This window comes from Cryobacterium sp. TMT2-14 (genome assembly GCF_004402465.1).
GTDB lineage: Bacteria > Actinomycetota > Actinomycetes > Actinomycetales > Microbacteriaceae > Cryobacterium > Cryobacterium sandaracinum.
Genome location: NZ_SOFV01000040.1, coordinates 71,519 through 92,695, shown reverse-complemented (window position 1 = coordinate 92,695; position 21,177 = coordinate 71,519). Strand labels below are relative to the sequence as shown.

Genomic DNA, 21,177 nt, shown 5'->3' with positions numbered 1-21,177 from the left:
CCAGATTACGACAGAACCGCGCACCGGGCCGACATCGTTCACTGTCGGCGCAACCCGTTACGTTTGAAAACGTGACAACCCTGGGACTCCCGCTCCGTACCGAGCAAGAAACGGTCGTTCTCGACGACTCGCAACGCGCCGTTCTTGCGCTGGTAGCGCAGCCTGCCCTGCCCGGTGGTCGACGCCACACCTCGGGAGTCAGCGCCTCCGTGATCGGCGCACCCGGCACCGGCAAGACCACCACGCTGGTCGAACTCGTCGCCGAGTGCGTGCGGGGCCACGGGTATTCGCCCAGCGAGGTGCTTGTGCTGGTGCCCACTCGCACGGGAGCGACGGCCCTGCGTGACCGGCTTGCGCTGCGCCTCGGCGTGCCCACCAACGGCCCGCTGGCCCGCACCGCGAACTCGGTCGCGTTCCAGATCGTGCGGGATGCCCTGGCCCGGGCGGGAGGCGCGGCTCCCACCCTGCTCACCGGCGGCGAACAAGACCAGATCATCGCGGAGCTGCTCGAGGGGCACCGGCAGGACCACGCCGAAGCGCAGCAGGCCCAAGCGCAGGGCGGGTCGCAGCACATCGAGTCACACCCTGAGTCGCGGCACGCCGCACCGGACTGGCCCGACAGCCTCGGCGCCGACGTGCGCAGCCTGCGCGGGTTCCGCACGCAGCTGCGCGACCTGATGATGCGCGCCGTCGAATACGGCGTCACCCCGGAGGCGCTCGCGGCTCTCGGCCGCAGCGAGCAGCGCCCGGAGTGGGTGGCCGCGGCCGAGTTCATCCGCGGCTACGACGACGTGAAAGACCAGTCCCGCCCCGGCCAGTACGACTCCACCGAACTGGCCCAGTTCGCCGCGGCCATCGTGGCCCGGGCCCCGGCCGGTTCCGCGGCGCTCGGCTCGCTCGGCAGCCTGCGCCTGATCCTGCTCGACGATGCGCAAGAACTTACCCAGGCCAACCTGACCCTCCTCGCCCAGTTCGCGGCGCGCGGCGTGGGCGTCATTGCGTTCGGCGACCCCGATATCAGCACCGGTTCCTTCCACGGCGCCCACCCGGATGCCCTCGGCCGGCTGGGCGCGTACCTGTCCGGCGCCGTGCTGCCGACCCTGGTTCTCAGCACGGTGTACCGGCACGACGCGGCCATCCGCGCGGTGGTGCGGGGTCTCACGCACCGGATCGGCGCGGCCTCGGCCGGCAGGCAACGGTTCGCCGTCGGCGTGGCTGACCCGGCCGCGCAGGCAGTCCAGCCCGAAGGGCAGGCGGACCAGGCCGAGCCTGCCGGGGAGCCGAACCCCGTGCAGACCATGCTCGCGGACAGCCCCGCCGACCAGCTCGCCGTGATCGCCCGCCGGCTGCGGGAGCGGCACGTGCTCGGCGGCATTCCGTGGGGTCAGATGGCGGTCGTCGTGCGCAGCGGCTCGCTCGTGCCCGCCCTGTCCAAGGGGCTCGCCGCGCTCGAGGTGCCCACCCAGGTGTCGTCGGCGCAGACCGCGCTCCGCGACGATTACGCCGTGCGGGCCTTCATCCTTGCGCTCGAAGTGACCCTGGGCCGCACACCCCTGGGGCCCGAGGAGGCGACCCTGCTGCTCCGCGGCCCGCTCGGCGGCCTCGACCCGATCACCCTGCGGCGCCTGCGTGCCGCGCTGCGCCAACAGGAACTCAGCAGTGACCGGAACCGCTCCGCCGACGAGCTCCTGGTGGAGGCCCTCGGCGACCCCGGCCTGTTCGCCGCCATCGACAACCGCACGGCCCGCCGGGCCGCCAGCTGCGGGGAGAGCCTTCGGGCGGCCGCCGTGGAATACGCTGCCGGCGCCACGATCGAGGAACTGCTCTGGGGTCTCTGGCAACGAAGCGGGCTCGCCCGGGAGTGGAAGGACCAGTCCACCGGCACGGGCATCGTCGCCGACGAGGCCAACCACAACCTCGACGCCGTGGTGGAGCTCTTCTCCGCCGCGCAGCGCTACGTGGAGCGCACCCCGACCGCCCCGCCGGTTTTGTTCCTCGAACACCTTGTCGACACCGACGTGCCCGAAGACACCCTCGCCCCGCGCGCGCTGGGCGACGCGGTCATCGTGTCCACCCCGAGCGGCCTGATCGGCCGCGAATTCGACGTCGTCGTCATCGCCGGGGTGCAGGAGAACGTCTGGCCCGACCTGCGCATCCGTGGTTCGCTGCTCGGAGCCGGCGACCTGGCCGCGCTCGCCGCCGGCCGGCGCCCGGAGGAGGCCGGCGCCCGCACCACCGTGCTGCACGACGAGCTGCGCATGTTCGCCCAGGCGGCCAGCCGCGCCCGCAGCGAACTGCTGGTGACTGCCATCGACAACGAGGAGAACCAGCCGTCGGTATTTTTACGGCTGCTGCCGAAGCCCGCACCGCGCACGGCTCCGGAGCCCGGCGACATCAGCCGCTACCCGCTCTCCCTGCGCGGCCTGGTGGGCCGGCTCCGCCGGGATTTGACCCGGGGCACCGCGGCCCACGGCGACGAGGCTGCGAGCCGGGCCACGGATGCCGCAGCGACCCTGGCCCGGCTGGCCCGGGAGAACGTGGTCGGTGCCGCCCCCGACCAGTGGTACGGCCTGAACGAGCCCAGCACCGTGCGCCCGCTCAACGACCGGGAGGCCGGCGACGCCCCGGTGCGCGTCTCGCCGTCGCGGATGGCGGCCTTCGAGACCTGCCCGCTGCACTGGGTGATCGGGCAGGTCGGCGGCGGCACGTCCAACACCGCCGCGAACCTCGGCACGATCATCCACAAGGTGATGGAGGACTCCACCACTCATAGCCCCGACGCGCTCTGGAAGGGCGTCGAGGCGCGCTGGGGTGAGCTTCAGTTCGACGCCGACTGGCAGTCCGGGGTGCAGAAAGTCGAGGCGCGCGCGCTGACCGACCGGCTCGCCTCCTACCTGCTCGACTTCGAACACGGCGGTGGCAGCCTGCTCAGCGCGGAGGGCACCTTCCAGCTCGACGTCGACGGCGCCGTGCTGTCCGGCACGGTCGACCGGGTCGAGCGGCTCGGCGACGGGCGGGCGGTCATCGTCGACCTGAAGACGGGCCGCGGCGACCCGATCAACGACGCCGGGGTGGCCCTGCACCCGCAGCTCGGCGCCTACCAGCTCGCGTTCAGCGAGGGTGCCATCGAGGGCATCCCCGCCGGAATGCCGCTCGCCGGCGCTCGCCTCCTGATCGTGTCCAGCGGCACGGTCAAGCAGAATTACCGCAATCCCACCCAGTCCACCTTCACCCCTGAGGAGCTTGCGGCCTTCCGCAGCCGGGTCGGTTGGGACGCCGCCGGCATGGGCGGCGCCACCTTCCTCGCCGAAATCAGTTCCCACTGCCTCGACCCGCGCTCGCACGGGTCCTGCCGAATCCACGTCATCAAGCAGGTCAGCTCATGAACCAGTCCGTCACCCCGCCGCCCATCTCGGCCCGCCAGATCGCTGCGACGCTGGGCATGTTCCCCCCCACGGATGAACAGCAGGCCGTGATCGAGGCGCCGTTGACGCCCACCCTCGTGGTGGCTGGGGCCGGCAGCGGCAAGACCGAGACCATGGCCAACCGGGTGCTCTGGCTGCTCGCCAACGGGCACGCCCGGCCCGACCAGATCCTCGGCCTCACCTTCACCCGCAAGGCCGCCGGCGAACTGTCCGAGCGCATCCGCGACCGCATCGACCAGCTCGACGCGCAAGGGCTGCTGCCGAAGCCGCCGGCGCCCGCGGCGGGGGTGGTCACGATCGATTCCTCCGACCTCTTCAACATGCCCACGGTGTCGACGTACAACTCGTTCGCCAGCCGCCTGTTCACCGACAACGCCCTGCTCCTCGGGCGCGAACCCGAGTCGGTGCTTCTCAGCGAGACCAGCGCCTGGCTGCTGGCCCGCCGAGTGGTGATCGAGCACGGCGACAGCCGGCTCGTACCCTTCGGCAAGAAGCTCGACGCGGTGACGGATGCCGTGCTCGCCTTCAGCCGTTCCCTCGCCGAGAACCCCCCGCCCGTTGTTCCGGGCGTCCCGGCCGCGCCGCACGACCTGACCGGCCTCTCCGCCGGCTTCGGCTATCTGCGAGACCTGCCCTACGGCAACCCGCGCAAAAAGATCCCGTATGCCTCGGTCGCCGAGTCACTCGCGGCGGTGGAGCCGCTGCCGGTTCTGTTCGAGCTCGCCGAACGCTTCGCAGTGGAGAAGCGCCGGCTCGGGCTGATCGAGTTCTCCGACCAGGTGGCTCTCGCCCTGCAGGTCTGCCAGAAGACCCCGCAGGTCGTCGCTCGCTACCGCGACCAGTACCGGGTGGTGCTGCTCGACGAATACCAGGACACCTCGGTGCTGCAGACCGAGCTGCTGCACACCCTCTTCAGCCGGCACCCGGTGATGGCCGTCGGTGACCCGCACCAGTCCATTTACGGCTGGCGCGGGGCCAGCTCGGCGAACCTGCTGGGTTTCTCGCAGAGCTTCGCCGGACTCTCCAACCGCCAGTCGCCGTCGATGAGCCTCTCCGTCACCTGGCGCAACCCGGTCACGGTGCTCGACACCGCGAACGCGCTGGTGGCGCCGCTGAGCGAGGCGCTCCGGGCCCGGCCCGACGGCATCCAGGTCGACACCCTCGCGGTGCCGGCCGGTAAGGCGAACGGGCGGGTCGAGGCGTCGATGCTGGAGACCATCGCCGACGAGGCCCGGGTCGTGGCGGACTGGTTCGCCACGCGCCTCACCAGCGGCACTGACAAGTCCGGCGCGATGCTCTTCCGGGCCCGGCGCGAGATGGAGTTCTTCGCCGAGGTGCTGCGGGAGCAAGGCGTCCGCGCCCACGTGCTCGGCCTCGGCGGCCTGCTCTCCACCCCGGAGGTCACCGACGTCATCTGCGTGCTGCGGGTCGTGCACGATCCCGCCGCCGGCAGCGAACTGGTGCGACTGCTCGCCAGCGGTCGCTACCGGGTCGGCCCCCGCGACCTGCAGCACCTCGCGGCCGTGGCGCGCTGGCTGGCGGCACACGACTGGGCCCAGCAGGCGGTGACACAGGAACTCAAAGACAAGATGCGGGCATCCGTCGCCGTCGACGAGGGCGCGTCGCTCGTCGACGCCCTCGACTTCGTGGCTGCCGCCCCCGAGACCCACGGGCAGCTCGCGGGCTTCAGCGACACCGGCCGGGCCCGGGTGCGGGCCGCCGGCCGCCAGCTGGCCTGGCTGCGCGCGCGGGCCGGCCTGCCGCTGCTGGACTTCGTGCGGCTGATCGAGCAGGAGCTCCTGCTCGACGTGGAACTCGTCGCCAACGAGGCCAACGGCCTGGGCCTCGCGAACCTCTACGCTTTCCACGACACGGTCTCCGCCTTCCTTGCCAGCGACGAGGTCGGCAGCCTCGCCGGTTTCCTGCGCTGGCTGGGCAGGGCCGCCGCCCGCGACGACCTGGGCCCGCGGATCGAGCCGGGCGAGAGCGGCACCGTGCAACTGCTCACCATCCACGGGGCCAAGGGGCTCGAGTGGGACTATGTGGCCATCCCCAACCTGACCGAGAAGAGCCTGCCGGCTCAGACCCGGGACGGGGCCGGCTGGCTGAAGTTCGGCGAGCTGCCCTACCCGTTCCGCGGCGACCGGGCCGAGCTGCCCGAGCTCGCCTGGCAGGAGCATGAGACCCAGCTGTCGTTCGACACAGAATTTCAAGCGTACAAGGAGCAGCTCGCCGCCCGCCACGACGACGAGGAGCGGCGCCTGATCTATGTGGCCACGACCCGCGCCCAGGAGGAGCTGCTGCTCACCGGATCGTACTGGGGCGGCGGCAGCACCGTGCGCGCCCCCAGTCGGTACCTCGAAGAGCTCGCCGAGGCCGGGCTGATCGCCGCGCTGCCGGAGGGCAGCGAGCACGACGAGAAACCCGACACCGGGGAGGGCGTCGACGAGCACTGGCCCTTCGACCCGCTCGGCACGCGGCGGCCCCTCGTCGAGGCCGCGGCCGCCCGGGTGCGCGCCGAAGCGCAGAGCGAACGCGACACCCGGTGGTCCCACGCGGTCACCCTGCTGCTCGAGGAACGGATGCTGCGCCTCGCCGGCGCGGGCGCCGTCCCGCTGCCTACGCGCATTCCGGCTTCCCGGTTCAAGGACTACATCGACGACCCGGTGGGGGTGGCCGCCGCCCTGCGCCGCCCCATGCCCGAGCGACCGTACCGGGCCACCCGGCTGGGCACCCTGTTCCACTCCTGGGTGGAACAGCGCGCCGGCGGGGCGTCGGGCGGCGACCTGATCGACGCGGACGAGAGCGAACTGGACCTCGGTGACCAGCGCCCCGACGACCTCGACCTCGACCTCGACCTCGACCAGAACCAGCCGCTCGAGCAGGCCCAGCTCGAACGGCTGCAGCGCACCTTCGAGCACTCGCCGTGGGCGTCGGTGCAGCCCGAAGAGGTCGAGATCGAGATCCACCACGTGCTGGCCGGGCAGGTCTTCGTGTGCAAGCTCGACGCGGTCTACCGCACCGAGACGGGCTACCAGGTCGTCGACTGGAAGACCGGCCGGGCGCCTTCGAGCGCCGCGGACCTCGAGCTCAAGCAGACCCAGCTGGCCCTGTACCGGCTCGCCTATGCGCGCTGGAAGGGCATCGACCCGGAGATCGTCGACGCGGTGTTCTACTTCGTCGCGGACGACACGATCGTCGCCCCGGACCGGCTCTACTCCGAGGAGGACCTGGTGCGGGCCTGGTCGTCCGTTCGACTGAAGGCGGTATCGCCCACGGTGTCGAGCGCGCCGGTGGTGGCATCGTCGGCCGATGACGATGACGATGACGACGAGCCTGGACCCGAACCGGAGCCGGTCTCGTCGTCGTCCTCGAACTCGCCGCCGAACTCCGACAGGTTGTAGGCGTCGGTGTGCATGGAACCACCCAGGTCGCGGCGGGGGATGCCGCGCGGTGTTGACTTGAGCATGCTCTCCACCCCGGCAACATCGAGGATCGGGCCGGTGGCCGGTGACAACGGATGCGACGTAGCCTGGTGCACGTTGTCCACCAGACCGTCGAGCATGGCCACGGCGTCGTCGACGATCCCCTGGCTGCGCGTGTCCGTGCCGTGCAGCAGCCAGCGGGCCAGCTCCAGCTCGGCGTAGAGCATCGCGCGCTGCGTGATCCTCGGGTCGTTGCCCTGGCGGGCCGACGCGTACGACGCGACGGCGGTCTCGCCGGCCGCCCCGCGGGAGGAAAGCAGCCAGTGCAGGTCGCGGGCCGGGTCGCCCACGCTCAGGGCGGACCAGCCGAGAACCCCGGAGACGGAGTCGTCGGTGATCAGGAACGAGTCAGCCGACAACGACCCGTGCACCACGCAGGGCGCGAACTGCCAGAGCCCGTCGTCGTCGGTGGCCTGTTCCCAGCGGCGCAGGATCGCGGCGGGCAGGTAGCCGGTGGTGGCCGCCCGGTCGATCAAGGTGATGGTTCCGGTACGGCATTCCTGAGCGCTCTGCTGAGGCAACCCGGCGGTGCCGACGAAGGCCGTCGGCAGTGAGTGCACCGCGGCGATGGCGCGGCCGATCGAACCGGACACGCCCGCGTGGCCGGTGAGGGCATCCGCGTCGAAGGAATCGCCCTCCAAAAACTCGTAGACGACGGCCCGGGTGCCGCTGAGCGGCGCCTGGCCCACGAACTGCGGCACGTCGAAGGGGAGCCGGCTGCGGTTGCCGACGGTGAGCGCGCGCAGGGCTACCAGATCGGCGGACTGCTCGGTTTCGGCGGCCTGCGAGGCGGGGACCCGGATGATGAGGGCACGGTCGTCGCGGTCGATCAGCAGTGCGGATTCGAACGCGCCGCTGGCTCCTCGAGAACGCGCGACGGTGCCGTGCAGACGCACCTGGACGACGTCGAGACCGGGGACGGCGGCAGTGGCCAGCGCGGCTAGAGTGAGAGGGGATCTGACCATACTTCTAGGTTAGGTCGACTTCCCCTCGGCGCGGTTGTTCGCCACGCCTCGACACAACTTCGGCAGTCTGTCCGAGACCGAGGAGCACCATGTCGTTTGCGTTCACCTCCCGTCTGCCGCTTTCCCGTCACGCGGTCGACCGTGACGGCGAGGCGCGCGCCACCCCCGGGTTGCTCAACACGCTGCAGACGGATGCCGGCACGCGCCTGCTCGTGCTGTGGCGAGGCTCCGCGCTGATGGAGGCCGCCGCCCCCGCCCGACTGCGCCTGCTGGCTCCCGACCGAGTTCCCGCCGGCGAGTTCCGGCTCTACCTCGGCCGTTCCCTGGCCGAAGATGCGCCGGAGCCCGTGGGCACCCCGCTGGTCGCGGCCGTGCTGACCGACGAGGAGGCCCTGGCGCTCGAACCCGACGAGTCCCTCTGGGTGTCCCTGCGCCCTGTGGCGACCACCCTGTCCGACCGCGACGCGGGACTGTTCACCGAGACGCTCGGCGTCGTGAACTGGCACGACTCTCACGCCCACTGCCCGCGCTGCGGCACGGCCACCCTGATCGAGAACGCCGGTTGGACGAGGCGCTGCCCCGACTGCGGCGGCCAGGTGTTCCCGCGCACCGACCCGGCCGTGATCGTGCTGATCACCGACGCCGACGACCGCATCCTGCTCGGCTCGAACGCCCTCTGGGAGGGCAACCGCTACTCGCTCCTGGCCGGTTTCGTCGAACCGGGCGAGTCGCTCGAGGCGGCCGTCATCCGGGAGATGTTCGAGGAATCCGGCCTGCGCGTGGCCGACCCGGTCTACCTCGGCTCCCAGCCGTGGCCGTTCCCGGCCTCGATCATGTTCGGCTTCACGGCCCGGCTCGCCGACGGCCAGGCTCCGGCAGCCCTGCTCCCCGACGGGGAGGAGATCCTCGACCTGCGCTGGTTCAGCCGCGACGAGCTACGGGCCTCCGGCGACGTCATCATCCTGCCCGGCCGTTCCTCGATCGCCCGGGTGATCATCGAGCACTGGCTCGGCGAACCCCTCGACTTCGGCCCCGACAAGGTGCACGGATGGCGCTGACCGCCGGTTCCCTGCTGGCCGGCCTCGACGACCAGCAGCGGGTGGCGGCCGAGGCGCTCGTGGGTCCGGTGTGCATGCTCGCCGGCGCCGGCACCGGCAAGACCCGGGCCATCACCCACCGCATCGCCTACGGCGTGATGACCGGCGCGTACTCGCCGAACCGGGTGATGGCCCTCACCTTCACGGCGCGCGCCGCCGCGGAGCTGCGCGGCCGGCTGCGCCAACTCGGCGCCGGGGGCGTCGCCGCCCGCACGTTCCACTCGGCGGCCCTGTCGCAGCTGAACTATTTCTGGCCGCACGTCGTCGGCGGCCAGGCGCCCCGCATCCTCGACGGCAAGGGCCGTCTGCTCGGGCACGCCGCCGAAACCCTGAATCTCAAGCTGGACACGGCCACCCTGCGCGACCTGGCCGCGGAGATCGAGTGGCGAAAGACCTCCGGAATCGGCATTGAGGCGTATGGGGCCGGCATCGCCAAGCGCAGCCTGCCCGGCCGGCTCGACGTGGACCAGGTGCTGGCCATGATGGAGTCCTACGAGCGCCTCAAGGACGACCGCAAGCAGATCGACTTCGAGGATGTGCTCCTGGCGATGGCCGGGATGATCGAGGCCGAGCCATCCGTCGCCCTACAGGTGCGCGAGCAGTACCGTTTCTTCGTCGTCGACGAATACCAGGACGTCTCCCCGCTTCAGCACGACCTGCTCTCGCTCTGGCTGGGCCAGCGCCGCGACCTCTGCGTCGTCGGGGACGCCAGCCAGACCATCTACTCCTTCGCGGGCGCCCGCAGCGACTACCTGCTCGACTTCCCCAAGCGGTGGGAGGACGCCACCGTCGTGCGCCTCGAGCAGAACTACCGGTCGACGGGGTCGATCGTCGCCACGGCCAATCAGCTCATGCGCGGGCGGACCGGCGCCCTCACCCTGCGCGCCCACGCCAGCGAAATCGGCACCGAGCCGGGTGTGCGCGAATACCCGAACGACATGGCCGAGGCCCGCGGCGTCGCCCAGAACATCGTCGAGCTGATCGAGGGCGGCACCCGCCCGGAGGACATCGCCGTGCTGTTCCGGGTGAACGTGCAGGCCGCCTTCCTCGAAACTGCCCTCGGCGACGTCGGGGTGAGCTACCAGATCCGCGGGTCGAAGCGCTTCTTCGACCTGGCCGAGGTCAAGCAGGCGGTGATGCAGCTGCGCGCGGCATCCGTCTCGATCATCGGCGAACCGCTGTTCAAATCCGTCAGTGACGTGCTGCGCTCCCTCGGCTGGAGCCAGAGTGCGCCGGAGGCCCAGGGCGCGGTGCGCGACCGGTGGGAGTCGCTTAACGCGATCATGGGCCTCGTCGACCAGGCAGCCCCAGAGACCACATTCCGCCAGTTCACCGACGAGCTGATGGAGCGCCAGGCCGGCCAGCACGAACCCACGGTGTCCGCGGTGACCCTGGCGACGCTGCACTCGGCGAAGGGCCTCGAATGGGACGCCGTCTTCCTGATCGGTCTGTCCGAGGGACTCGTGCCGATCAGCTACGCAGGCACTTTCGAGCAGATCGACGAGGAACGCCGGCTGCTCTACGTGGGCATCACCCGTGCACGCAAACGGCTGTCCCTGAGCTGGTCTGCTGCGGGCCACCAGCAGCGCAGCCCCAGAGAGCGTTCCCGGTTCCTGTCCGAGATCGGCGCCCGCGGCGTGCGTGCGCCCGCCGCCCGCGGCTCCTGAGACCGGCGCGGGGTAGCCTCGGGGCGTGCCCACTTTTCCGTTCACCCGCCTGGCTGCGGTGCCCTACGCGCCGTTACTGGTGACGCAGGCACGCCGGCTGCGCCGCGACACGCCCCGGCTGCCCGACGCCGCCCTCCCGTGGACCGGTTCCCGGCCCGGCCCCGACCCGCTGCGCATCCTCGTGCTCGGCGACTCGACCGCCGCCGGCGTGGGCGCCGAGACCCAAAGCGAGGCCCTGCCTGGCTGGATCGCCCACGAGGTGGCCGAGCGCTGGGGCCGCGGCAGCACCTGGCGGGCGATCGGTGAGAACGGCGCCACGGCCCGGGACGTGCGCGAGCGCTTCCTGACGGACGCCGCCGCCGTGCCCTTCGACCTGGCCCTGCTGACCATCGGCGCGAACGATGCGCTGGGGCTGCGCTCCCGAAACGCCTTCACGAACGATGTGCGTCGAATCGTGCTCGCCCTGCGGGCCGCGGCGCCGCAGGCGGCCGTGCTCGTGTCGCTGATGCCGCGCTTCGACCGCTTCGCGCTGCTGCCCGAACCCCTGCGCGCCACCCTCGCGCGGCACGCCGCGAGCCTCGACACCGGCGCCCGCCTGGCCGTCGAGGGTCTCGACGGGGTCGTCGCGATCCCGACCCCGCCGCCCTACGTCGAGGGCTTCTTCGCCAGCGACGAGTTCCACCCGAGTGCGCTCGGCTACCGCCTCTGGGCCCGGTTCGTCTTCGACTCCGCGCCCGGCCTCCGACTCGACCGCCCGGTCGGCTGAGAGCACCTGATGGCCCTGCTCCGTAGCCTGGACGAGGTTGTCGCGGTCGTCCGGGCGGTCGAACTCGAACGCACCCGGCAGGCGACGGATGCCGGCTCGCGCACCCTCGTCGGCCTGGCCGGCGCCCCGGGATCGGGAAAGTCGACCGTGGGGGAGGCGCTGGTCGCCCGGCTGAACGCCGGCGCCTCGTGGTGGTGGAGGGCAACTACCTGCTGCACGGCGAGGGCGGTTGGGCCGAAGCCCGGCCGCTGCTCGACCTGACCCTGGTCGTGGGGCTGGAGCGGGGCATCCGGCTCGCCCGAGCCTGATCTGGGCCCCGGTCTGCGACCGGGTCTGACCTGGACCTGTCCGGTCAGTCGCGGACGGGGCGCCCGGCCCCGTGCAGCGCGGTCACGTTCCCGGGAACGGTGCGGCAGCCGCACGACTCATGCGGCCGGTAGCCACGACGTTTGAGGGTGCCGGACGCCACGTCGAAGATGAGCGCGGTCTCCGTGAGGGTGGACCGCCCGAGGACCAGCCGGTCGTGGCCGATCCCGGCGACGAGGGCGGCCACATCGATGCCGGCCCGCGGGGTCTCCGTGGGTGCCCGGCGGCTGAGCAGCTGGCAGGCCAGGGCGGCCCACGACGGGTCGGAATCCATGTGCGCCAGCTCCAGACAGTACAGGCAGGGGCCGACCCCCGGCTCGACCAGGGGTCCGATCCGCACCTCGCTGTCGCTGAAGACCACGGGCAGGTGCGGGATGTCCCGGCGCAGCCAGCGCCCGTGCCGCTCCGGTTCCAGGGCGTAGTGACCCAGGACCACGGCCAGCCCGGTGCCGGGGTTGTCGGTCTTGGCCAGGGTCAGACCCAGGGTGCCGATCAGCGTGCGGATCAGGTCCGCCGTGAGCCCGCACCCGTCGACGCAGATTCTGGGCGGCGGTGCCACGGCGACCGGTTCGGGCATCCGGGCCGGGCCCGGAACATTCTCGGCGGTGACCAGAAGAGCCGGCCGCAGGGCGCGGAGCAGCGCCAGGATGGCCTCGTCGGAGGCCCCGCCCTCCCGCCCGATCATCAGTGCTCCGGAGCGGGGCACCCCCACGAACAGGGCCGCGAGCACCCGCTCGAGTCCCGGGCTCAGGGCGGTGATCACGACCAACGGGTGGTCGACGCCGACCTGGATGATGTCGGGCGAGCGCCAGACGACCGGATACCGGGGATCGAGTCGGAGTGTCATTCGGCGATGATGCCGCACTCTGCGCGCGCCCGCGCGAGTCATCCACAGCCCTGGCCCACAGCCGCAGCTCGGCACGGCGCGGCCGTTTGCCCGATCCTCGGCGTCAGTCCAGCATCCGCCCCTAGGCTTTCGCTATGACGACGCAACGACGTGTACTTGTGACCGGCGCTACCGGGTATATCGGCGGCCGGCTCGTTCCCCTGCTGCTGGAAGCCGGCTACGCCGTGCGCGTGCTCGTGCGCACACCCCAGAAGCTGAAGGATGTCCCGTGGGTCGAACAGGTGGAGGTCGCCGAGGGTGACCTCGGGGACCTGGCCAGTGTGCGATCCGCCGTCACCGGGGTCGATGTGCTCTACTACCTGGTGCACTCGATGGGCACCCGCGGCGACTTCGAGAGCACGGAACGCCTCGCGGCCACGAATGTGGCTACGGCCGCCGCCGCGGCCGGCGTCTCCCGCATCGTCTACCTGGGCGGGCTGCACCCGGACACCGAGGAGCTGTCCCAGCACCTGCGCTCCCGGGCAGAGGTCGGCCGCATTCTGGTGGAGTCCGGTGTGCCGACAGCAGCCCTCCAGGCCGGGGTGGTCATCGGGTCCGGCTCCACGTCGTTCGAGATGATCCGGCACCTGACCGACGTTTTGCCGTACATGCCGGCGCCGCAGTGGGTGCGCAACAAGATCCAGCCGATCGCCGTGCGTGACGTGCTCTACTACCTCGTCGCGTCGGCGGAGCTTCCCGCCGACGTCAACCGCACCTTCGACATCGGCGGCCCCGACGTGCTGCGTTACGGCCAGATGATGAACGGGTACGCCCTCGAGGCCGGCCTGCGCCAGCGCCCCATCGCGTCCCTGCCCGTGTTCACGCCCTGGCTCGCATCGCAGTGGGTCAATTTGGTCACGCCCATCCCGCGCAGCCTGGCCGTGCCCATCATCGCGAGTCTGCAAAACGACTGTGTGGTGCACGAGCGCGACATCGACCAGTACATTCCCCAGCCGAAAGAGGGTCTCACCGGGTATCGCACCGCCGTGCGCCTGGCCCTCGGCCGCATGCGCGACGGCGACGTCGAGACCAGCTGGCGGAACGCGTCGATCGCGGGCGCGTCGAGCAACCCGCTGCCCAGCGACCCCGAATGGGCCGGGCACCTCGTCTACACCGACCTCAAGGAAAAGCACACCGCAGCGAAGCCGGAAGCCCTGTGGCGCGTGATCGAGAGCATCGGCGGTGACAACGGCTGGTACTCATTCCCGCTGGCCTGGGCCATCCGCGGCTGGATGGACAAGCTCGTCGGCGGGGTCGGCCTGCGCCGCGGCCGTCGTAACCCCGACCACCTGCATACGGGCGACGTGCTGGACTTCTGGCGGGTCGAACGCATCGACACCGGCCGGTTCCTGCGTCTCCGTGCCGAGATGCGCGTTCCCGGCCGGGCGTGGCTGGAGATGACGGCGGATCCGGCGCCGGGCGGCGGCTCCGTGTACCGTCAGCGCGCCGTCTTCTTCCCACGGGGACTGGGCGGTCGGCTGTACTGGTTCGCGATCCTGCCCTTCCACGGCGTCATCTTCACCGGCATGGCCAATCGGATCACGGCGGCCGCCGTAGGGGAGGCTGCCGTGGAGGTGGCCGTGACGAACGCGAACGCCACGACTGCCCCGGATGCCCCCGGATCGGGCCGGCCGGTCGCCGAGCGCGCCGCCTGAGCGGTGAGTTCACCAAGGTTGACCTGACCGGGCTCTGACCCAACCGGGCCCTGACCTGACCGGGCCCTGACCTGACCGGGCCCTGACCTGACCGGGCCCTGACCTGACCGGGCCCTGACCTGACCGGGCCCTCGACGCGGTATGAAACCGCGTTCCAACCGCCCGGTTTTCCGAGTCCGAGGCCCTGGGGCCACTCAGCCCGAACGGAGTCGACGGCGATTCTGGCGCCCCGAACGCTTTCGTCGGTCAGGCCCGGCTGAGCCCGCGCGTGTGGCCAACTCAGGACATCCGCCGCCTGGGTCCGCCAGCCGCCGCAGGCTAGTGCGGAACCAGCGCGGATGCCCGGCATGCCCCGAGCGGATCTCCTGAGTTGGCCACACCATCTGCCGGATACCAAACGGTGATCGCTGGAGGCGCCGCATGACTCGTGCGGCTCGGGCCTTGACCAGGGCACTCGCCGCCTCGCCGGTGATGACCCGCGTGCACGCGGTGCCGTCGGACCCGATCGTGGGCGCGCGACGCCGCGAAGCGATGAGGACTCACTCAGGGGCCGGTGCGGTCACGGCGAGGCACTATGGAAGAGTTGCGAGCAACGCGATGCCGATCCAGCAGATTTGATGTGGGGCGAGTCTGCGCAGTGGCTCGGGCGCAGTGGCTAGTGCGTGGGAAGGTGCGCAGAGATCTGCTCGTCGGGCTCGAGTTCCAGCTGGCGCTCACGGAAGAGATTGAGCTGGCGCTGGCGGTATTCGCCGACCAGATTCGTGATGTCGTGGTGTTCGGTGTGGCCGGGAAGGTTCGGCAGGGATGCAGATTCTGAAGTCAATGGGAAAACCAATTCGTCTCGGGGGAACGACCGATGCCCGGATTTGGAGCATTCAGAGACGCTAATTGATTCCACCGGTGATGTCAACGCGGCGGGTGCTGCCGGCTTCAGCCTCGGTTGTTGTTGAGTTCGAAGACCTTGAGCAGCTCCGCGATGGCGGTCCCCCGAGCCTCGCCCCCGGCCTCGAACATCTCGGTCACGTGGGTTTGCAGGTGATTGTCCACGAGGAGCTTGTTGAGCGAGCCGAGCGACTTCTGGATTGACAGGGACTGCGTGAGGATGTCGATGCAGTAATCCTCGTTCTCGATCATCTTCTCCAAACCACGCATCTGACCCTCGAGGATGCGGGCACGGTGCAGGGCACGCCGTTTGATGTCGTCAATCATGGGTCTACAGTACCGCGATTTCAAATACCCCGGAGGGGTATTCTGTCGTCTGCCAGCGACGTCACCATCGTGTGCGACCACCTGGCACCATGCCCGACGTCATCCGGCTGTCCCGACGCACCCTGCGCGTGATCAGGGGTACCCTGGTTTGCACCTTCTGCTACGGCCGGGCGGTGCTGCCGCTGGCCGTGTCCAACCTGATCAACCCGTTGATCTCCGCCGCATTGATGGTGTTCTCCAGCCTGTTCGTGGTGCGCAACAGCCCGCGCCGGTGACGATCGCCACCGATGTCTTCGTGCATGGCGGGCAGACCTATGTCATCACCTGCGAACAGGTCGACGTCACGCTCGACGTCACCGCCGGGGCACTTGGCTCGGCCGAGGGGCTCACTCCGGCCGTCGGGTTCGAACCTGGCACCTTCGTGCCCCGCGACCAGTCGTTCACGGCGAACCCGTTCCCGGGTATCGGCCTCGCAGCGGCCCTGATCGGCCTGCTCGGCGCCGGTCTCGCCGTCGCCTCCCGGGCCACCCGCTGGCGGAACGCACCGGGTCGGCCGACCGTCGTCGCCGAGTACCTGCGGCCGCAGGGCGTCAACCTGCTCCTGGCGGGAAACGTGATGCGCACGAGCGCCAAGGCCATGACCGCCCAGTTGCTCAGCTTCGCTGTGCGTGGCAATGTGCGGGTCCTGGAGGGGGAGGGCACAAAGCACTACCTGCTCGAGCTGCTGCACACCAGAGACCTCGACCCGGCCGAGCAGGCGGTGCTCCGGCTGCTGTTCCCGGGGCTGCACGCGGGCACGAGCCGCGACCTCAAGACGAAGGACACCAAGCTGGGCGCCGGGCTGGCCAAGCAGCTCCAGGCGGTCACCGAGCAGGTGCTGACCGACGGGCTGCGGGAGAGGAAGGGTGGCCGGCTGCCCCGTTGGCTGCTCGTCGGCGCTGTGCTCACCGGCATTCTGACTCTGGTCGGCGTGAAGCTGTACATCGATATAGCCCGGGCCGAACGGCTGCGAGTGCTGCAGAGCCCCGAGGGAGCGCTGAGGTCGCCCTACCGGCCGGACCCGGCATCCGTTCTCGGCCTGCCCGATCCGGGGCAGCCGGGGCAGGTGCTGAAGCTCTATGAGCACCTGCTGCCGTTCGCGGTGCTGTTCGGTCAGGAGAAGGAGTGGGCCCAGGTTCTCGGTGACCACTACGCCCGGAGTGACGCGCAGCCGGACTGGTACGCTGGGATCGCTCCGTTCAACCCGGTCTGGTTCGCCGCCGGGTTGAGCTCGTTCACGAGCTCCACCTCGGCCTCCTGGTCGGGAAGCGCGTCGAGTTCCTCCAGTTCCGGTTCGGGTGGAGGTGGCTCGGTCGGCGGCGGTGGAGGCGGCGGCGGAGGAGGAGGAGGAGGAGGCGTCTGATGGGCACCCCGGTCGAACCCACAGTCACACGTTCCGCTCTGGCCCCCGGTCTGCTCGGGGCGGTCACCCTGCTCGGCGGGCTCGCGCTGCTGGACTCCGAAAGCTTTATCATCATCCGTTACGCGGTCAGCATCCTCGCGATGATCCTCTGCGTCTTCGCCATCCAGGCGAAGGTCTGGCTGTGGTTGATCGGTCTCGCGCCGATCGCGGTGCTCTGGAACCCGATCGTGGTCATCGACCTATCCGGCCGGGGCTGGGTGTCCGCCCAGTTCATCGCCGCGCTGGTCTTCATCCTCGTCGGGGTCGTCACCAAGGTGCCGGTGCATCGGGATTGACCAGCGGGCGTAGACTATATCCGCGTCGAAAAAGCCCGATTACCGTCTTGACCGTGCCGCTGCATCCCAAATGCCGGTGGCGCAAATAGGGTTGGCACGTTGCTCGATTCAGGCTTCGACGTATCGATCGCACCGGTGTCCACGGATGCCGCACCACGTCGAGCACGGCCTTTGTCTGCTGTGCTGCTGTGAAGTTGGAGAAGAATGGCTTACACCCGCCACCAGGCCGCCGGTTCGAACAACCGTGTTGCCGCCGAAGGTCGCGCTCGGCAGCGACCTCGTTCCCGCGACGATGACGCCCCCATCATTCCCATCCTCGCCCGCAAGGTGCGCGAGGTGGAGGCGAAGGCGCAGGTCGGCGCCAAGCTGGGCCCGACCAACCGCACCAAGTACCAGGTCATCGCGCTGCTCATGCGCGAGGAACGTGCCCGGGTCAAGGGCGACAAGGATCTCACCGACGCGAACCGCGCGGAACTGCTGAAACGCCTTGACGGCATCGCCCAGATCCTGGCGAAGACCGCGGCCCGCGACACCAGCCTGATCACCCTGCTGGAACCGGATGCCGGCGTGTCCACGGTCGCGCAGCGGTTCCGCCGCGACTGGCTGCTTGAGTCCGGCGCCGAACTCACCCCCGACGAACTGATCATCACCCGCGAGGCCGAGGCCAAGCCGGAAATTCCGGTCAACCAGGTCATCCCTCAGTCGGTCAAGGCTCGCCAGCTCGCCAACCCGTTCCTCGCGCCCGATTTCAGCGCCGCGACGGCCCAGCCGGTCGTCTCCGGCCGTCGCCTGGCCAATTGGGAACTCATCGGCCCGCTGTTCAAATCCTTCGAGTATGGTTCCGGCGGTCAGGCCGCCAGCATGGACCTGCCCGAGGCACCCCGCGTCGACCGGCTCTCGCCTCGCGGCATGGAGCTGATGCGCCACCAGGCCCGGTTCGTCGAAAGCGCGCGCCTGGGCCACCGCAGCTACCTGCTTGCCGACGAGCCGGGGCTCGGGAAGACGGCGCAGAGCCTGCTCGCGGCATCCGTCAGCGGGGCCTACCCGCTGTTGGCCATCGTTCCCAACGTCGTCAAGATGAACTGGGTGCGCGAGGTCGCACTGTGGACGCCGAACCGCCGGGCCACCGTCATCCACGGCGACGGCGACACGCTCGACGCCTTCGCCGATGTGGTCATCGTCAACTACGACGTGCTCGACCGGCACCGCACCTGGCTGGGCACCCTGGGCTTCAAGGGCATGGTCGTCGACGAGGCGCACTTCATCAAGAACCTGCAGTCGCAGCGCTCCAAGCACGTGCTGGCCCTGGCTGAGCAGATCCGGCGCCGCACGCCCGGCGGCAACCCGCTGCTGATGGCTCTGACCGGAACCCCGCTGATCAACGACGTCGACGACTTCCGGGCGATCTGGCAGTTCCTCGGTTGGCTCGACGGCGACAAGCCGGCCCCCAGACTCATGCAGAAGCTCGAAGCGATCGGGCTGACCCCGGCCGACTCCGGGTTCTACAGCGCCGCGCGTGCCGCGGTGATCGACCTCGGCATCGTGCGCCGCCGCAAGGTCGACGTCGCCGCCGACCTGCCGGCCAAGCGCATCGCCGACATCCCGGTCGAGCTGGACGACGACCTCGGCCGCTCCATCCGCCAGGCCGAGCGGGAGCTCGCCGCCCGCCTGGTCACCCGGTACCACTCCCTCGTCGCCGCCCGCCATCCGGGCCAGACGCCGCCCGTCCTCGAGGGAGAGCAGCGAGCCGCGTTCATCCGCGCGGTTGCCCACGCCGAACTCGAGGAGTCGAAGGGGCAGACGACCGGTGAGAACGTCTTCACCATGGTGCGCAAGATCGGCCAGGCCAAGGCCGCCCTCGCGGCAGACTACGCCGTGCAGCTGGCGCACTCGGTGGGCAAGGTCGTCTTCTTCGCCAAGCACATCGACGTGATGGATGCCGCCGAGGACATCTTCGCCAAGCGCGGCCTGCGCACGGTCTCCCTGCGCGGCGACCAAAGCGCACTGGCCCGCCAGGCCGCCATCGACTCCTTCAACGATGACCAGGGGGTGGCCGTGGTGGTCTGTTCCCTCTCTGCCGCCGGAGTCGGCGTCAACCTCCAGGCCGCCTCCAACGTCGTGCTCGCCGAGCTCAGCTGGACTGCCGCCGAGCAGACACAGGCCATCGACCGGGTGCACCGCATCGGCCAGGACGAGCCGGTCACCGCGTGGCGGATCATCGCCGCCCACACCATTGACGCGCGCATCGCCGAACTCATCGGCAGCAAGCAGGGCCTCGCGGCCCGCGCCCTGGACGGCGCCGTCGACGAGATCTCGTCCGCCGATTCCGTGCAGGCCAGCGCCCTGATCTACCTGCTGACCCTGGCACTCGACGGGGAGTTGTAGAACGCGCCCCTCACCGGCGTGGATTTGAACCGGGCCTCGTTTGGGGTCCATCATTGAGTGGCGGCGGTGTGGGCGCCAATCTGATCACTTGTGCAACAAGGAGCAACGACAAATGAAAATTGGTATCCTCACCAGCGGCGGAGACTGCCCCGGCCTGAACGCGGTTATTCGCGGTTCCGTCCTTAAAGGCATCCGCGTCCTCGATGCCGAATTCGTCGGCATTCGCAACGGATGGAAAGGCCTGGTCGAGGGCGACTTTATGACTCTGGACCGGCACAGCGTGCGCGGTCTCTCCCGTCAGGGGGGCACCATCCTCGGTAGCTCCCGCACGAACCCGTTCGAGGGTGAAAACGGCGGCCCCATTAACATTCAGAAGACGATGGACGCGGAAGGAATCGACGCGATTATCGCCATCGGCGGCGAGGGCACCCTCACCGCGGCACGCCGACTGACGGATGCCGGACTCCAGATCGTCGGCGTTCCCAAGACCATCGACAACGACCTCGAAGCCACCGATTACTCATTCGGCTTCAACACCGCCGTCGAGATCGCCACCGAGGCCATCGACCGACTGCGCACCACGGCCGAATCCCACGGCCGCTGCATGATCGTCGAGGTCATGGGCCGCCACGTGGGCTGGATCGCCCTGCACTCCGGCATGGCCGGCGGCGCCCACGCCATCCTGATCCCGGAGCAGCCCCAGACCATCGAGCAGATCTGCGACTGGGTCATGCACGTGCGCGACCGCGGCCGCGCACCCGTGCTCGTCGTCTCCGAGGGCTTCAAGCTCGCCGGCATGGAGGAGGCGCTCTCGACCAAGGGCCTCGACGCGTTCAACCGCCCCCGCCTCGGCGGCATCAGCGAGATGATCGCCCCGATGATCGAGGAGCGCACGGGCATCGAATCCCGCGCCACCGTCCTCGGCCACACCCAGCGCGGCGGCGCTCCGTCGGCCTATGACCGGGTGCTCGCCACCCGCCTCGGCATGGCGGCCGTCGACGCCGTCTACGCCGGCCAGTGGGGCTCCATGGTTTCCCTGCGAGGCACCGACATGGAAATCGTCAGCATCGCGGAAGCGACCATCGGTCTAAAGACCGTGCCGCAGGCGCGCTACGACGAGGCCGCGGTGCTCTTCGGCTAAACCCGCACCAGGCGCTGAGGGGATCCGGATCGATTTCCGCCGATTGGCGGAGGTTCGACCGGGACCCCTTCGTGCGTTCCGGGACCGACTCAGGCGAGTTTGGCCTGAACCTGCGCCAGCGACGGGTTCGTCGCGCTGGAGCCGTCCGGAAAGAGGACTGTCGGAACCGTGCGGTTGCCGTTGTTCAGGCTCATCACCAGCTCGGACGTGCCGTCGACCTCCTCCACGTTGATCTCGGTGTAGGCGATGCCGGCCTTGACCAGCTGGGTCTTCAGGCGGGTGCAATAGCCGCACCAGGTCGTCGTGAACATGGTTATGGTTCCGGATTCCGGCACAAAGTTCATATTTGGATCCTAACAAACCGGCCTGAACGGGAGCCGGACCGTACCTCGT

Annotated in this window: 16 protein-coding genes and 1 pseudogene; 12 read left to right on the top strand and 5 right to left on the bottom strand. The window is 70.0% G+C overall.

The window, feature by feature from the left end; all coding sequences use genetic code 11:
• Positions 1-71: 71 nt before the first annotated feature.
• A complete protein-coding gene (locus E3O28_RS13780) occupies positions 72-3,386 on the top strand; it encodes an ATP-dependent DNA helicase (protein ID WP_134416474.1) in 3,315 nt (1,104 codons plus the stop codon).
• Complete coding sequence (locus E3O28_RS13775) at positions 3,383-6,829, top strand: ATP-dependent DNA helicase (protein WP_134416472.1); 3,447 nt, start codon at positions 3,383-3,385, stop codon at positions 6,827-6,829. The genes E3O28_RS13780 and E3O28_RS13775 overlap by 4 nt, the downstream gene beginning before the upstream one ends.
• A gap of 284 nt (positions 6,830-7,113) precedes the next feature.
• Here the strand turns inward: E3O28_RS13775 and E3O28_RS17055 are convergent.
• Positions 7,114-7,875, bottom strand: a pseudogene (locus E3O28_RS17055) (phosphotransferase); the annotation flags it as partial.
• Positions 7,876-7,964: 89 nt separating this feature from the next.
• Here E3O28_RS17055 and nudC point away from each other — a divergent pair.
• The 4 genes from nudC to E3O28_RS16560 are packed head-to-tail and all read left to right on the top strand — an operon-like array spanning position 7,965 to position 11,666.
• The gene (nudC, locus tag E3O28_RS13765; protein ID WP_104101054.1) at positions 7,965-8,933 is read left to right on the top strand and encodes an NAD(+) diphosphatase; all 969 of its coding nucleotides are present in this window, start codon (positions 7,965-7,967) and stop codon (positions 8,931-8,933) included.
• On the top strand, positions 8,924-10,639 hold the full coding sequence (locus tag E3O28_RS13760) for an ATP-dependent helicase (protein ID WP_134416470.1): 1,716 nt from the start codon (positions 8,924-8,926) through the stop codon (positions 10,637-10,639). The genes nudC and E3O28_RS13760 overlap by 10 nt, the downstream gene beginning before the upstream one ends.
• Before the next feature lie 25 nt (positions 10,640-10,664).
• The gene (locus E3O28_RS13755; RefSeq protein WP_134416468.1) at positions 10,665-11,405 is read left to right on the top strand and encodes an SGNH/GDSL hydrolase family protein; all 741 of its coding nucleotides are present in this window, start codon (positions 10,665-10,667) and stop codon (positions 11,403-11,405) included.
• 9 nt (positions 11,406-11,414) lie between these two features.
• A complete protein-coding gene (locus tag E3O28_RS16560) occupies positions 11,415-11,666 on the top strand; it encodes a hypothetical protein (protein ID WP_174721911.1) in 252 nt (83 codons plus the stop codon).
• 91 nt (positions 11,667-11,757) lie between these two features.
• Here the strand turns inward: E3O28_RS16560 and E3O28_RS13745 are convergent, their stop codons facing one another.
• Positions 11,758-12,618 carry a TOMM precursor leader peptide-binding protein gene (locus E3O28_RS13745; RefSeq protein WP_134416466.1) on the bottom strand — a complete coding sequence of 287 codons (861 nt, stop codon included), beginning with the start codon at positions 12,616-12,618 and terminating at the stop codon, positions 11,758-11,760.
• 134 nt (positions 12,619-12,752) lie between these two features.
• Between E3O28_RS13745 and E3O28_RS13740 the strand changes: the two genes are divergently transcribed.
• A complete protein-coding gene (locus E3O28_RS13740; protein WP_134374676.1) occupies positions 12,753-14,312 on the top strand; it encodes an SDR family oxidoreductase in 1,560 nt (519 codons plus the stop codon).
• A gap of 655 nt (positions 14,313-14,967) precedes the next feature.
• On the opposite strand, the gene E3O28_RS16450 is transcribed toward E3O28_RS13740, so the two are convergent.
• Entirely contained in the window at positions 14,968-15,135 is a 168-nt protein-coding gene (locus tag E3O28_RS16450; protein ID WP_158252085.1) for a hypothetical protein, read from the bottom strand.
• A gap of 107 nt (positions 15,136-15,242) precedes the next feature.
• On the bottom strand, positions 15,243-15,521 hold the full coding sequence (locus E3O28_RS13735) for a metal-sensitive transcriptional regulator (RefSeq protein WP_104101060.1): 279 nt from the start codon (positions 15,519-15,521) through the stop codon (positions 15,243-15,245).
• Positions 15,522-15,610: 89 nt separating this feature from the next.
• Between E3O28_RS13735 and E3O28_RS16445 the strand changes: the two genes are divergently transcribed.
• From E3O28_RS16445 to E3O28_RS13715, 5 genes are all read left to right on the top strand, one after another.
• The gene (locus E3O28_RS16445; RefSeq protein ID WP_166784837.1) at positions 15,611-15,796 is read left to right on the top strand and encodes a hypothetical protein; all 186 of its coding nucleotides are present in this window, start codon (positions 15,611-15,613) and stop codon (positions 15,794-15,796) included.
• Complete coding sequence (locus tag E3O28_RS16440) at positions 15,793-16,923, top strand: DUF2207 domain-containing protein (protein ID WP_166784836.1); 1,131 nt, start codon at positions 15,793-15,795, stop codon at positions 16,921-16,923. Before E3O28_RS16445 ends, E3O28_RS16440 begins: the two co-directional genes overlap by 4 nt.
• Positions 16,923-17,258 carry a DUF6804 family protein gene (locus E3O28_RS13725; RefSeq protein WP_134416465.1) on the top strand — a complete coding sequence of 112 codons (336 nt, stop codon included), beginning with the start codon at positions 16,923-16,925 and terminating at the stop codon, positions 17,256-17,258. The genes E3O28_RS16440 and E3O28_RS13725 overlap by 1 nt, the downstream gene beginning before the upstream one ends.
• A gap of 204 nt (positions 17,259-17,462) precedes the next feature.
• On the top strand, positions 17,463-19,643 hold the full coding sequence (locus E3O28_RS13720; RefSeq protein WP_134342072.1) for a DEAD/DEAH box helicase: 2,181 nt from the start codon (positions 17,463-17,465) through the stop codon (positions 19,641-19,643).
• Between the two features lie 112 nt (positions 19,644-19,755).
• Positions 19,756-20,784, top strand: coding sequence for a 6-phosphofructokinase (locus E3O28_RS13715; protein WP_104101064.1), 1,029 nt, complete (start codon positions 19,756-19,758; stop codon positions 20,782-20,784).
• A gap of 89 nt (positions 20,785-20,873) precedes the next feature.
• Here the strand turns inward: E3O28_RS13715 and E3O28_RS13710 are convergent, their stop codons facing one another.
• Positions 20,874-21,128: a mycoredoxin gene (locus E3O28_RS13710; RefSeq protein ID WP_104101065.1), complete on the bottom strand. Its 255-nt coding sequence runs from the start codon at positions 21,126-21,128 to the stop codon at positions 20,874-20,876.
• Positions 21,129-21,177: the final 49 nt, after the last annotated feature.

Coding starts and splice junctions, on each gene's coding strand:
- E3O28_RS13775 (WP_134416472.1), top strand. CDS start 3,383: ATGAACCAGTCCGTCACCCCGCCGCCCATCTCGGCCCGCCAGATCGCT.
- nudC (WP_104101054.1), top strand. CDS start 7,965: ATGTCGTTTGCGTTCACCTCCCGTCTGCCGCTTTCCCGTCACGCGGTC.
- E3O28_RS13760 (WP_134416470.1), top strand. CDS start 8,924: ATGGCGCTGACCGCCGGTTCCCTGCTGGCCGGCCTCGACGACCAGCAG.
- E3O28_RS16560 (WP_174721911.1), top strand. CDS start 11,415: ATGGCCCTGCTCCGTAGCCTGGACGAGGTTGTCGCGGTCGTCCGGGCG.
- E3O28_RS13745 (WP_134416466.1), bottom strand. CDS start 12,618: ATGACACTCCGACTCGATCCCCGGTATCCGGTCGTCTGGCGCTCGCCC.
- E3O28_RS13740 (WP_134374676.1), top strand. CDS start 12,753: ATGACGACGCAACGACGTGTACTTGTGACCGGCGCTACCGGGTATATC.
- E3O28_RS13735 (WP_104101060.1), bottom strand. CDS start 15,521: ATGATTGACGACATCAAACGGCGTGCCCTGCACCGTGCCCGCATCCTC.
- E3O28_RS16445 (WP_166784837.1), top strand. CDS start 15,611: ATGCCCGACGTCATCCGGCTGTCCCGACGCACCCTGCGCGTGATCAGG.
- E3O28_RS13725 (WP_134416465.1), top strand. CDS start 16,923: ATGGGCACCCCGGTCGAACCCACAGTCACACGTTCCGCTCTGGCCCCC.
- E3O28_RS13720 (WP_134342072.1), top strand. CDS start 17,463: ATGGCTTACACCCGCCACCAGGCCGCCGGTTCGAACAACCGTGTTGCC.
- E3O28_RS13715 (WP_104101064.1), top strand. CDS start 19,756: ATGAAAATTGGTATCCTCACCAGCGGCGGAGACTGCCCCGGCCTGAAC.
- E3O28_RS13710 (WP_104101065.1), bottom strand. CDS start 21,128: ATGAACTTTGTGCCGGAATCCGGAACCATAACCATGTTCACGACGACC.